We start from the raw sequence: 10,880 nt of genomic DNA on the forward strand, positions 1-10,880 counted from the left end.
CACAAAGTGTGAGTCAGTGGGCCTCGGTATACTCGAATGTATGTTCGATACGGTGTTCGCGGGGCTCGATGAGTCGGCGTTGGTCGCTGCGGTCGAGCAGTCCGCCCGGGAGGAGGCGCAGGCGGGGGCGCGCAAGCTGGCCGCGATCGCGGAGTTGGTGCACTCGACGGTGATTCGTGACGAGGAGCATGACGACTGGGTGTACGACGCGTGGGCGGCGGCCGCCTCCGAGGTGGGGGCGGCGTTGACCATCGGGCAGCGGCGGGCGTCGGGGCAGATGCGGATCGCGGTCGCGTTGCGCGACCGGCTGCCGAAGGTCGGCGCGCTGTCGCTTCAGGGGCAGTTGAGTGCGCGGGTGGTCGCGGAGATCACCTGGCGCACCCGCCTGGTCGACGACACCCAGGTATTGGCGCTGCTCGATGCCAAGCTCTCCGACAAGGCGCTGCGCTGGGGGCCGTTGTCCGGGCCGCGGTTGACGCGCGCCATCGACGCGCTGCTCCACCGCTACGACCCCGACGCGGTGATCCGCGCCAAAGAGGCCGTCACCAACCGGGACTTCCGGGTCGGATCGTGCGAGGACCCCGACGAACTCGTCTCGGTCTACGGACACCTGCTGGGCTGCGACGCCGCGGTGCTCTCAGCGCGGATCGACGCGATGCTCAACGGCATCTGCGACAACGACCCACGCACGGTGGGTGAGCGGCGCTCGTGTGCGGTGGGGGCGATCATCCAGGGCCACGATCGGCTGCCGTGCCGATGCGGGGCACCCGCATGCGCGGAATCGGCGCCACCAAAATCCAATGTGGTCATCTCGGTGATCGCCGACCCGGCCGCGGTCGAGGCAGCCCAGAACCTGATCGCCGCCGAGGACCGCGACCAAAAGGACAAGCCGGCCCAAAGCGCACAGTGTGGGAGTCAGGCCGAGCTCCCGGCCGAAGCCGATGAGTCAGAGCCCGAGCCCGCGACCGAAGCGTCCAATCGCCGACTCTGTGCGCAGGATTCGGGCGTCGCGGTACTGCCCGGCGGGAAGGTGCTGCCGGTCGTGGCGTTGGCCGAGGCGATCCGCACCGGCGCGGCGATCAAACAACTGTGGCTGCCCGGACCCGAACCGGAACCGCACTACCGGCCCTCGGCCAAGCTGGCCGCCTTCGTGCGCGCCCGCGACCTGTTCTGCCGATTCCCCGGCTGCGACGTGCCCGCCGAACGCTGCGACATCGATCATGTCGTGCCCTGGCCCTACGGACCCACCCACGCCTCGAACCTGAACTGCAAATGCCGCACCCACCACCTGGCGAAAACCTTCTGGGACGGCTGGCGTGACGAACAGTTCCCCGATGGCACCGTGCTCTGGACGAGCCCGGCCGGGCAGCGCTACACCACGACCCCCGGTAGCCGATTGTTCTTCCCCACCTGGGACCCCACCACCACCGAGCTACCGCCGCCGCCACAGCCACCGCCCGACCCCGACCGCAGCGTCACGATGCCCAAACGACGACGCACCCGCGCCGCCGACTACACCGCACGCCGCAAGGCCGAACGTGACCACAACGCAGCCTGCCGAACGCCGCCGAACCGGAACTTCGATGACATTGTCCGCGCGGCCCGGTCTACGTGAGTATGGACACCGTGGATCTCCCCGTGACGCCGCCGCTGGAACCGATGCTCGCCAAGGCCCAGACCAAGGTGCCCGCTGATCTCGGCGTATGGTCCTACGAGCCGAAATGGGACGGCTTCCGGGCGCTGGTGTTCCGCGGCGGCGACGATGTGGTCCTGCTGTCGCGCAGTGGTAAGGACCTCGGTCGGTACTTTCCGGAGGTCGTGGACTCGGTGCGCGACGAACTGGCGCCACGCTGTGTGCTCGACGGTGAGATCGTCGTCCCCCGCGAGATCAACGGGCGCACCCGGCTGGACTGGGAGTCCCTGAGCCAGCGCATCCATCCCGCCGCCAGCCGCATCAAGATGCTCGCCGAGCAGACGCCCGCACACTTCATCGGCTTCGATGCGTTGGCCGTCGGCGATACGTCGCTGCTCAAGGAGCCGTTCCGGACGCGCCGTACCGCGCTCGTCGACGCCGTCGACGAGAAACAGTGGTGCCACGTCACCCGCACAACCGAAGACCCGTCGCTCGGTGCCCAGTGGCTCGAGGAGTTCGAGGGCGCCGGCCTCGACGGCGTGATCGCGAAACGGCTGGACGGGCCCTATCTGCCGGGCAAGCGGGAGATGGTGAAGGTCAAACACGCCCGTGACGCCGACTGTGTGGCCATCGGCTACCGCATCCACAAGAGTGGCGAGGGCATCGGCTCGATACTGCTCGGGCTCTACACCGACGACGGGGAACTCCAAATGGTCGGTGGCGCCGCCTCTTTCACCGCCAAGGACCGGCTGAAACTGTTTGCCGAACTCGAGCCGCTCCGGGAAGGTGACGAGGTGCGCGAGGGTGACCCGAGCAGATGGAACTCGGCGGCGGACAAGCGGTGGATCCCGATCCGGCCGGAGAAGGTGGCCGAGGTGGCCTACGACCAGATGGAGGGGAACTCGGTGCAGGGCAGGAGATTCCGCCACGCGGTGAAGTTCCGGCGCTGGCGCCCCGATCGCGACCCGGCCAGCTGCACCTTCGATCAATTGGAAGTCCCGCTCACCTACGATCTCTACGACGTGCTGGAGAAGTCCTGATGGCGACGCCCGCAGAAGAAATCGACGTCGACGGGGTCACGGTACGGCTGACGAACCCGGACAAGGTCTACTTCCCGAAGCTGGGCTCGGCCGGGACCAAGCGCAAGCTGGTGGAGTACTACCTGTCGGTCAGTGAGCAGATGGTGTCCCTGCTGCGGGACAGGCCCGTACATCTGCAGCGGTTTCCCGACGGGATCGAGGGCGAGGAGATCTACCAGAAGCGGGTGCCGCAGAAGCATCCCGAATACCTCGAAACCTGCACCGTCACCTTCCCGTCCGGCCGCACCGCCGACGCGCTCAAGGTGACACACCCTTCGGCGATCGCGTGGGCCGCTCAGATGGGCACGATCACGCTGCATCCGTGGCAGGTGCGGTGCCCGGACGTCGAGCACCCCGACGAACTGCGCATCGACCTGGATCCGCAGCCCGGCACGGGATTCCGGGAAGCCCGTACGATTGCCGTCGACGTGCTCAAACCGCTGCTCGACGAACTCGGGCTGGTGGGTTATCCGAAGACGTCGGGTGGTCGCGGGGTGCATGTGTTCCTGCGGATCGCGACCGACTGGGACTTCATCGCGGTGCGCCGCGCGGGAATCGCGCTGGCCCGCGAGGTCGAGCGGCGGGCGCCGGACGCGGTGACCACATCGTGGTGGAAAGAGGAGCGCGGTCAGCGGCTGTTCATCGACTACAACCAGAACGCCCGTGACCGTACGTTCGCGTCGGCCTATTCGGCGCGCAAGACGCCGATCGCGACGGTGTCGACACCGCTGACGTGGGCCGAACTGGCCGACGCCGATCCCGACGACTACACGATCACCTCCGTGCCTGACTTCGTCGCCGGCCGGCCGGATCCGTGGGCGGCCATCGAGGACGACGCCCAGTCCATCGACAAGCTGCTGGAGATGGTGGCGGCCGACGAGGAGCGCGGCCTCGGCGACCTGCCCTACCCGCCGAACTACCCGAAGATGCCGGGCGAGCCGCCCCGGGTGCAGCCGAGCAAGAAGGTCGCCGCCCACTGGGACGACGAGGGCAACCGGAAGTAGAGCGGCCCGCCACCGTGGAGGTGGCGGGCCGACCCGTTCGGCTCGGTGACTACGCGCGCGGCGGCGTCCCGTAACCGGGGGTGCCCGGTGCCGGAGTGGTGGCGACGTGGCGGTCCTTCTTCGGCTTGAGGCCGAGCAGGCCCAGCAGGCCCAGCAGTCCCGCGAGACCCCACAGGCCGGTGTTGTCGCCGTCCTCCTGCTCATCGGCCTGGGCGACCAGGGTGGTCGTCGGGCCCTGAACGGGGGCGTACTCGGTGGTGGTGGCGTTGGCCACGCCGGCCCCACCGAACAGAAGGGCGCCGGTAGCGGCGGCGACAGCAACGATCTCACGCATGGAAACTCCAGACTTCGTGGCCCGTTCACGGGCCGGCGGACGATCGGACCAGGGGCTGTAGTCCACGCACGGAAGGGACGACTCACTGTCCCCCCGGTCGCAGGGTCTCAATACCCCGGTCAACCGTCATCAAACGGTCAGTTTCAGCTAAGCCGCGGTCGGTATACTTCGCAGCTCCGCGTTCCGTCAGGTCGGCACCACTCCGCGCGCCTGCGGCAGCGGCAGATCGGTGTAGGTCGCGATGCCCGGGGCCGCGGCCACCACCGCCGGGATGGCGTGAATCGGTGGCATCGCCGTCATGATGTGGCCCAGCACGAAGAAGTCCTCGAGCGTCTTGGCGTTCTCGATCATGTCCTGCGGCGGCAGGAAACCCACCTGCATGTTGACCGTCGGCCGCCCGTCGACGGTGATCTTCCAGCCGTCGCCGTCGAGTTGCCAGTCCGGGTCGAGGGTCGTGCCCTTCTTCCACCGCACGTTGATGTCGATGACGGTCCTCCCGCCGACGATTCCCCGCCAACTCGCGTACACGCCCGCGACGTGGCCCTTGGGGATGGTCCACGAGGCCATCGCGAGATCCTCAGTGGTCTGGGCATATTCGGACACGCACGTGATCTCGTCGAGCTCGATGCCCAGCGAATCGGCGACCAGCTGCACCGCCTCGGCGAAGACGGCGGTCCCGGTCGCGGCCATCGGTTGGAGGTTCGGATCGTCGATCGCGGTGCCGAAGCCGACCGGACGTTCGGTGTCGGGGGAGTCGTACAGCGTGGTGTCGGCGGATTCGGCGATGGTGATCTTGTCGACGCGGTCGCACGCCGTCGCCGCCACGATCGCCAGCAGCTCGGCGAACCCCGGGCTGACCCCGGAACCGAACAGCGTCGAACCGCCGCGCTCGCATGCCTGGGCGAGCCGGTCGCGGCCCTCGCCGAGGTTGTGGCCGGTGATGAAGGACGCGCTCGCCACCACGTTCACCCCGGCCTCCAGGATGCGCACCAGTTCGTCGACGTCGATCCACATCGGGTTGTACACCACGACATCGGGTTTCAGCGCAAGCAGTTCGTCGACGTCGTTGGTGGCGCTGACCCCGAGTGGTTCGATGCCCACCAGTTCGCCGACGTCGCGTCCCGCCTTCTCCGCCGACCAGGCGTAGCAGCCGACCAGTTCGAGACGGGGATTCGCGGCGATCGCCGCGACAGAACTCTTACCGACATTGCCGGTCGTCCACTGGACGACCCGATAGGGAGTGTTTGGCACCCGCTCAGATTAGGGCGATGCTGCACGCTTTTTTGCCGATCGGCGAAAATTCGGGGTCGGCTGCGTAGGCTGGCCCCGTGGGAGCCGAGGTCGACGCGCCAGAACCCCGCCGCACTCGAGGCCGGCCCGCCCGCATCAGCCGCGCGCAGATCGTCGCTGCCGCCCGCCGGGCGTCCGGACCCACACTCACGATGCAGGCCGTCGCCGACGAACTGGGCGTCAGCCGCAAGGCCCTGCACTACTACGTCGGCAACCGCCAGGGACTGCTCACGCTCGTGGTGCTTGACCGCTTCGAACAAGAGCTGGGCCGGGTGCAGCTACCCGACGGCGACTGGCGTGCGGTGCTGCGCGCCTACGCGTTCGCCTTCCGCGACGGCATCGTCCAGGTCGGGGAGGGGGTGGACCAGATGCCGTTCAGCGGGGTGGGCGCGGTTGCGGTACTCGCGCTCGCCGAACGTGTGCTCGCCGCCTTGCTCAGTGCCGGTTTCGACGCCGACGACGCGCGCCGCGGGGTCACCGCCGTTGCCGACATCGCACAGTCGGCCGCCCACGACATCGTGCACACCTCGGTGCGCGATTCTCATCAGGAGCAGACGCGCGTGGTGCTCGCCAAGTCGGCCGACACCGACTATCCGGCGTTGCGCCGGGTCCTCGCCGTTGCGCCGCAACCGGATGACGGGCAGTTCGAGTTCGCGCTCAACCTGGCGATCAGCGGCCTCGAACGGCTGCTCGCCGGTGCCCGGTGAACCAGCGGGTCAGGGGCCGGGTGCCAGGATCGCCCTGCCGGTGCGCTCCTGTCCGGCGCGATCGATCCACGTGACGTCGACGGCGTCGCCGGGATAGAACCGGTCCAGCGTGTAGGTCAGCGCGGTGGCCGACGGCAGGCGAACGCCGTTGATCGCGATCAGCACGTCGCCGTCCATCAGTCCGGCCGCTTCAGCGGGACCGCCGCGCAGCACTTCCTGGATCACCACACCGGGCACGTCGGTCGGGGCGGTCCGGACACCGACTCCGAGCAGCGCGGGCGGGCCGATGTGGACGGTGTCCGACGGCGTCCGCGACCGGATCTGATTGGCGACACCGATCGCCTCGTTGATCGGGATCGCGAAGCCCTTGCCCCCGGGCCCCATCCGGAAGTTCACCGACGCCGCGGTGGTGATGCCGACGACCTGGCCTGCGCTGTTGACCACCGGCCCCCCCGAATCGCCGGCGCGCACGGGCGCGGCGAACTCGATCAGACCCGTGAGCTCATCGGAGGCACCGGTCAGCGAATCCTCGGCCTGAACCGTGCGCCCGAACGCGGTGACGCTGCCGACCTCGCGGGTCAGCGGCGCCGCGGAGCCCTGAGCGTTGCCGAGCGCGACGACCGGTTCACCGGCCGCCAATGCCGCGGAGTCGCCGATCGGCGCGACCGGCAGACCGCCCGCCCCCAGCAACTGGATCACCGCGATGTCGCGACCACGGTCGTAGCCGACCAGGTCGGCCGGGAAGGACCGGCCCGCCACGGTGACGTTCGTCCGATCGGCGCCCTGGACGACGTGGTAGTTCGTCAGCACCTGGCCGCCCGGGTCGAGGACGATGCCGGTGCCGGTGCCGATGGCGCCCTGGTAGTCGATCTCGGTGTCGATGCGCGCCACCGCGGGCTCGACCGACGCCGCCGCCGCGAGCGGATCACCCGGTGCAGCGCTCGACGTGGCGGGGGACAGAGGCGCGACCAACGTGAGCAGCGCGGTCAACACGACCGAGAGCACGGACAGCCAACGATGACGGAGCATGCCCATGGATTGCCCTTCGACGCTGTTTTATAACTCGGGTTCTGCTCACATTGTTCGTGATGGGCACCCGGGCTGTCGACAAATGGGCGCTGAGCTCAGTCTTCGACGGCGATACCGCCGCGAAGACGGCGCCGTCGGCGGGGAGAGTCGCCCTTGCCGGACGGGCGCCGGTTGCGCAGCCGTCCGTTTGTCTCCGCCTGTTCGTCCGACGCCTCTTCAGGCTCGCCTACCTCGTCCGCCTCACTGGTCTCTTCGGCTTCGACGACGGGCTCGTCCGACTCCGAGCGTTCGGCTTCCTCGACCTCATCGGTCTCGTCGGTGGCGTCCTCGGTGACCGTCTCCTCGGCCGCCTCCTGCGCCGCCTTGCGACGGCCGCGACGGGTCTTCGACGCGGGCTTGAGCGGTTTCGGCGGCGGCGGGGGCAGCTCGGCGACGAACGCCAGATAGAAGGCGAAGATGCCGAGCAGCGCGATCGCAGCGGCCGCGCCGTAGATCCCGAACAACCAGGGCCCTGCGGAATCGAGGTCGAGCCAGATCTCGCTGATCGCGGCGCCCAGGATCAGCGCACCGGCCAGCACATGCAGCGCGATCGACGCGGTGCGCAGGCGCAACGCCAACTGCGGGGTGCCGAATTCGGGGCGGCGGGTGCGCAGCAGCGTGAACACCACGGGCAACGCGGCAAGGCCGATCAGCGCCGCCGTCACGATCCGCAGCACCGTGCCCAGCGTGTGCGACGTCGAACCCATGAGCTCGAACCAACGGGGCAGGACGAAGAAGAAATAGAGGACAGCAGCGATGACGGAGAACGATGCGTGCCAGATGACCGCGACCGAGCGCCGCATACTCCTCCTCGAGATTGGTGGGCCGGCGGTGCGATCAGGATCTCGGATCGCTGATCGCACCCCCGGACCGAGTGCGGAGGATGCGGGATTTGAACCCGCGAGGGCTGTTAACCCAACCCGCGTTCCAGGCGAGCGCCATAGGCCACTAGGCGAATCCTCCGCGGGCCATGGTAGCCGACGGACCGAGTGCGCCCGTCGAGGATGCGCCCGAGGCGGGTATTACACTCAGGTCGGACCCCGCGCGGCGTCCATCCTGTGAACTCCCCCAGGGCCGGAAGGCAGCAAGGGTCAACGGGCTCTGGCGGGTGCGCGGGGTCCCCTGTGTTTCCCGCCCTCGGTACCCCACGCGAAAGGCTCGCGGTGTCGTTCCATTCCCTCAGCCGCGACGACCTGACTGCCGAGCACGAGCGGCAGCAGCGCGACTACGCCGCACTCCAGGGCAAAGGTCTGCGCCTCGACCTGACGCGCGGCAAGCCGTCGCCCGCCCAGCTCGACCTGTCCAACGCGCTGCTCGAACTCCCGGGCCGTGACACGTACCGCGACGGGGACGGCACCGACGTCCGCAACTACGGCGGTCTGCACGGACTGCCGGAACTGCGCGCGATCTTCGGCGAACTGCTCGGTATCCCGGTGCCGAACCTGATCACCGGGAACAACGCCAGCCTCGAGCTGATGCACGACACCGTGGTCTTCTCGCTGCTGCACGGCGGGGTCGACTCCCCACGGCCGTGGATCGCCGAGCCGGAGGTCAAGTTCCTGTGCCCGGCGCCCGGCTACGACCGGCACTTCGCGCTCACCGAGAACCTCGGCATCGAGATGATTCCCGTGCCGATGCTCGAGGACGGCCCCGACGTCGACCTTACCGAGGAACTCGTCGCAGCCGACCCGGCCATCAAGGGCATGTGGTGCGTTCCGGTGTTCGGCAACCCCACCGGGGTCACCTACTCCTGGGAGGTCGTCCGCCGGCTGGTCCAGATGCGCACGGCCGCATCGGATTTCCGGCTGTTCTGGGACAACGCCTACGCGGTGCACACCCTGACCCCGGACTTCATGCGGCAGGTCGACGTCCTCGGCCTGGCCGCCGCCGCGGGAAACCAGAACCGGCCGCTGGTGTTCGCCTCGACCAGCAAGATCACCTTCGCCGGCGCCGGGGTCAGCTTCCTGGGCGGGTCACTGGGCAACATCGCCTGGTACCTGCAGCACGCGGGCAAGAAGACGATCGGCCCGGACAAGGTCAACCAGTTGCGGCACCTGAAGTTCTTCGGCGACGCCGACGGCGTGCGACTGCTCATGCAGCGCCACCGGGAACTGCTGGCGCCGAAGTTCGCGCTCCTCGCAGAGGTCCTCGAGGACCGGCTCGGCGAGTCCAAGATCGCCTCCTGGACGGACCCCAAGGGCGGGTACTTCGTCAGCCTCGACGTGTGGCCGGGCACCGCCAGGCGCACGGTCGCGCTGGCCAAGGACGCGGGTATCGCGGTGACCGAGGCCGGCTCGGCGTTCCCGTACCGAAAAGACCCCGAGGACAAGAACATCCGGATCGCCCCGTCGTTCCCCTCGGAGGACGATCTGCGGTCCGCCATCGACGGTCTGGCGACGTGCGCGCTGCTGGCCGCCACCGAGTCACTGCTCGGTTGACCGTCCGTCGTAGTCCGTCGGTAGCCTGCTGACCGTGGCGCTCTACCGCAAGTACCGACCGGCGACCTTCGCGGAGGTGGTCGGGCAGGAGCATGTCACCGAACCGCTGTCGACCGCGCTGTCGGCGGGCCGGATCAACCACGCCTACCTGTTCTCCGGCCCCCGCGGCTGCGGGAAGACGTCGTCGGCGCGCATCCTGGCCCGTTCGCTCAACTGCGAGCAGGGGCCGACTCCCACACCGTGCGGAACATGTGACTCGTGCGTGGCGCTGGCCCCCAACGGGCCGGGCAACATGGACGTCACCGAACTCGACGCCGCCAGCCACGGCGGTGTGGACGACACGCGCGAACTGCGGGACCGCGCGTTCTACGCCCCCGCGCAGTCCCGGTACCGCATCTTCATCGTCGACGAAGCGCACATGGTCACCACGGCCGGGTTCAACGCGCTGCTCAAGATCGTCGAGGAGCCGCCGGAGCACCTGATCTTCGTGTTCGCCACCACCGAACCGGAGAAGGTGCTGCCGACGATCCGTTCGCGCACCCACCACTACCCGTTCCGCCTGCTGGCGCCGAAGACCATGCGCACGCTGCTGGAACGGATCTGCGCCGACGAGGGCGTCACCGTCGACGACGCCGTGTATCCGCTGGTGATCCGCGCAGGCGGCGGTTCGCCGCGCGACACGCTCTCGGTGCTCGACCAGCTGCTGGCCGGCGCGGCCGGCAACCGGGTCGAGTACGGGCGCGCGCTGGCGCTGCTGGGTGCCACCGACGTCGCGCTGATCGACGATGCGGTGGACGCACTGGTCGCCGGGGACGCCGCCGCCCTGTTCGGCGCCGTCGAGTCCGTCATCGACGCCGGCCACGATCCCCGACGCTTCGCCATCGACCTGCTCGAACGCTTCCGCGACCTCATCGTCCTGCAGGCGGTGCCCGACGCCGCGGCCCGCGGAGTGGTCGACGCCCCCGGCGACGTGCTGGACCGGATGCGTGAGCAGGCCGCCCGGCTGGGGGCCGCGACGCTGACCCGCTATGCCGAGGTGGTGCATGCCGGGCTGGGGGAGATGCGCGGTGCGACCGCTCCGCGGCTGCTCCTCGAGGTGGTGTGCGCCCGGCTGTTGCTGCCGTCGGCCAGTGACACCGAATCGGCACTGCTGCAACGGGTCGAGCGCATCGAGACCCGGCTCGACATGTCGATCCCCGCGTCCGACATCCCGGCCGCCGCTCGCCCCGTCGAGCCCGCCAAGACCTTCACCCGCCGGAGCCAGGCGGCCGAGGCGCCGGCGCCCGCCCCTGCCCCTGCTGCCCCACCCGTCGAAGCACGTTCTGCG

At 69.1% G+C, this 10,880-nt stretch carries 10 protein-coding genes, 1 tRNA gene and 1 other RNA gene; 7 read left to right on the forward strand and 5 right to left on the reverse strand.

The window, feature by feature from the left end; all coding sequences use genetic code 11:
* Positions 1 to 40 precede the first annotated feature (40 nt).
* From AU196_RS12645 to ligD, 3 genes are read left to right on the forward strand one after another with little or no spacing between them, the layout of a single operon-like run.
* Positions 41 to 1,615 carry an HNH endonuclease signature motif containing protein gene (locus AU196_RS12645; protein WP_059095412.1) on the forward strand — a complete coding sequence of 525 codons (1,575 nt, stop codon included), beginning with the start codon at positions 41 to 43 and terminating at the stop codon, positions 1,613 to 1,615.
* Between the two features lie 2 nt (positions 1,616 to 1,617).
* A complete protein-coding gene (locus AU196_RS12650) occupies positions 1,618 to 2,673 on the forward strand; it encodes an ATP-dependent DNA ligase (RefSeq protein WP_059095413.1) in 1,056 nt (351 codons plus the stop codon).
* The gene (ligD, locus tag AU196_RS12655) at positions 2,673 to 3,716 is read left to right on the forward strand and encodes a non-homologous end-joining DNA ligase (protein ID WP_059095414.1); all 1,044 of its coding nucleotides are present in this window, start codon (positions 2,673 to 2,675) and stop codon (positions 3,714 to 3,716) included. Before AU196_RS12650 ends, ligD begins: the two co-directional genes overlap by 1 nt.
* 49 nt (positions 3,717 to 3,765) lie before the next feature.
* Here the strand turns inward: ligD and AU196_RS12660 are convergent, their stop codons facing one another.
* On the reverse strand, positions 3,766 to 4,050 hold the full coding sequence (locus AU196_RS12660) for a WGxxGxxG family protein (protein ID WP_059095415.1): 285 nt from the start codon (positions 4,048 to 4,050) through the stop codon (positions 3,766 to 3,768).
* 186 nt (positions 4,051 to 4,236) lie between these two features.
* The gene (locus AU196_RS12665; protein ID WP_059095416.1) at positions 4,237 to 5,301 is read right to left on the reverse strand and encodes an NAD(P)H-dependent amine dehydrogenase family protein; all 1,065 of its coding nucleotides are present in this window, start codon (positions 5,299 to 5,301) and stop codon (positions 4,237 to 4,239) included.
* A 77-nt stretch (positions 5,302 to 5,378) separates the two neighbouring features.
* Between AU196_RS12665 and AU196_RS12670 the strand changes: the two genes are divergently transcribed.
* Positions 5,379 to 6,047: a TetR/AcrR family transcriptional regulator C-terminal domain-containing protein gene (locus AU196_RS12670; protein ID WP_059095417.1), complete on the forward strand. Its 669-nt coding sequence runs from the start codon at positions 5,379 to 5,381 to the stop codon at positions 6,045 to 6,047.
* Between the two features lie 9 nt (positions 6,048 to 6,056).
* Here AU196_RS12670 and AU196_RS12675 read toward each other — a convergent pair whose 3' ends face one another.
* From AU196_RS12675 to AU196_RS12685, 3 genes are all read right to left on the reverse strand, one after another.
* A complete protein-coding gene (locus AU196_RS12675; protein ID WP_059095418.1) occupies positions 6,057 to 7,082 on the reverse strand; it encodes a S1C family serine protease in 1,026 nt (341 codons plus the stop codon).
* Between the two features lie 89 nt (positions 7,083 to 7,171).
* Positions 7,172 to 7,918: a lipid uptake coordinator LucA gene (lucA, locus tag AU196_RS12680; protein WP_059095419.1), complete on the reverse strand. Its 747-nt coding sequence runs from the start codon at positions 7,916 to 7,918 to the stop codon at positions 7,172 to 7,174.
* Between the two features lie 74 nt (positions 7,919 to 7,992).
* Positions 7,993 to 8,078: transfer RNA gene (locus tag AU196_RS12685), tRNA-Ser, on the reverse strand.
* Between the two features lie 68 nt (positions 8,079 to 8,146).
* Here AU196_RS12685 and ffs point away from each other — a divergent pair.
* The 3 genes from ffs to AU196_RS12695 form a co-directional block, all read left to right on the forward strand.
* Positions 8,147 to 8,243, forward strand: an RNA gene (ffs, locus tag AU196_RS25145) — signal recognition particle sRNA small type.
* 35 nt (positions 8,244 to 8,278) lie between these two features.
* Entirely contained in the window at positions 8,279 to 9,553 is a 1,275-nt protein-coding gene (locus AU196_RS12690; protein WP_059095420.1) for an aspartate aminotransferase type Ic, read from the forward strand.
* A gap of 34 nt (positions 9,554 to 9,587) precedes the next feature.
* A partial coding sequence (locus AU196_RS12695) for a DNA polymerase III subunits gamma/tau (protein WP_059095421.1) occupies positions 9,588 to 10,880 on the forward strand: 1,293 nt, incomplete at its 3' end.

Source organism: Mycobacterium sp. IS-1742 (assembly GCF_001500125.1).
In the GTDB taxonomy this organism is placed as follows: Bacteria; Actinomycetota; Actinomycetes; order Mycobacteriales; family Mycobacteriaceae; genus Mycobacterium.

Bases quoted from the DNA above. Each gene is read 5' to 3' on its own strand.
- AU196_RS12675 (WP_059095418.1), bottom strand. From the start codon at position 7,082: ATGGGCATGCTCCGTCATCGTTGGCTGTCCGTGCTCTCGGTCGTGTTG.
- AU196_RS12650 (WP_059095413.1), top strand. From the start codon at position 1,618: ATGGACACCGTGGATCTCCCCGTGACGCCGCCGCTGGAACCGATGCTC.
- AU196_RS12660 (WP_059095415.1), bottom strand. From the start codon at position 4,050: ATGCGTGAGATCGTTGCTGTCGCCGCCGCTACCGGCGCCCTTCTGTTC.
- AU196_RS12645 (WP_059095412.1), top strand. From the start codon at position 41: ATGTTCGATACGGTGTTCGCGGGGCTCGATGAGTCGGCGTTGGTCGCT.
- lucA (WP_059095419.1), bottom strand. From the start codon at position 7,918: ATGCGGCGCTCGGTCGCGGTCATCTGGCACGCATCGTTCTCCGTCATC.
- ligD (WP_059095414.1), top strand. From the start codon at position 2,673: ATGGCGACGCCCGCAGAAGAAATCGACGTCGACGGGGTCACGGTACGG.